The sequence below is a fragment of the Polaribacter septentrionalilitoris genome, assembly GCF_009832745.1.
Classification (GTDB): Bacteria; Bacteroidota; Bacteroidia; order Flavobacteriales; family Flavobacteriaceae; genus Polaribacter; species Polaribacter septentrionalilitoris.
The window spans coordinates 1-929 of sequence record NZ_VRMJ01000037.1; the positions used below are offsets into that span (position 1 = coordinate 1).

The window sequence follows — 929 nt, forward strand, 5'->3', positions numbered from 1 at the left end:
TTGACTGAACTCAAAATTTAAACAATAAGCAGTTCAAGCTATTTTTTGCCTTCTAAACGGCTTAAAAAAATCGTTTGAACGTATTAATTAAACCTAAAAAAAGGTCAACCTATATCAGTATAATACAGAATGAACTTAAATCGAATTTTTAGTTTAATTTTTACACTTGTGATTTTGACAAGTTGCGCAGACGATTATGAAAATCGGAAATTTCAGGAATCCGATAAGAAAAAACTGATTTTACAAGAAAATATTCTTTCTAACGAATACCTGAAAACAGCTGAATACAAAAACCATATTTATTCAAAAGCATTTGACACTATAAGTTTGGAAACAAAATATGAATATGAATCAGAACTTTGGAAAAAGAATAGAATTATTGGCGGATTTGTTGCCTCAACTTATGTTTATCCAAAATCTGAATTAAAAAATATGAATGAATATTTTTTGAGTTATATAGCAGGTCATAATTTTGAGGAATTTATTTCACCGAATTTCAAATATGAAAGAACTTACGAATTTAAACTACCTTACGAAAAATACCGAATTTACAAAATGATTGCAAATGACACTTTGAATATGGGATTTGCCTTTAATATTTTGAAAGAGAATAAAATCATATTCACTTCTATTGTAACAAATGAAAATCCTGAATTAAAAATTGAGGAATTAATTAATAAAGTGAGTAAAATATAAAAAACTATGCCCAACAACATATATAATTTATTGCTGGCAAATTGCTTACTTGCGAAAATCCTCGCGGATTTTCTTGGTCAGTTTTTATTTACTAAATTAGGTGCTTAACCACGCAACAAACCATATATAAACACGTTGTAAAACATTTGAATGAAAATCCTGCTAACAATTTTATTAGTTCTGAATTTTGGAGTTTCTAACTCACAAAACTTCATCGACGGAATAATTTATTG

The 929-nt window shown here is 27.4% G+C and carries 1 protein-coding gene; it reads left to right on the forward strand.

What is annotated here, in order from left to right; all coding sequences use genetic code 11:
* The first annotated feature begins 129 nt into the window (after positions 1-129).
* Positions 130-696: a hypothetical protein gene (locus FP421_RS10190; RefSeq protein ID WP_159950272.1), complete on the forward strand. Its 567-nt coding sequence runs from the start codon at positions 130-132 to the stop codon at positions 694-696.
* The last annotated feature ends 233 nt before the right edge of the window (positions 697-929 follow it).

Bases quoted from the DNA above. Each gene is read 5' to 3' on its own strand.
- FP421_RS10190 (WP_159950272.1), top strand. From the start codon at position 130: ATGAACTTAAATCGAATTTTTAGTTTAATTTTTACACTTGTGATTTTG.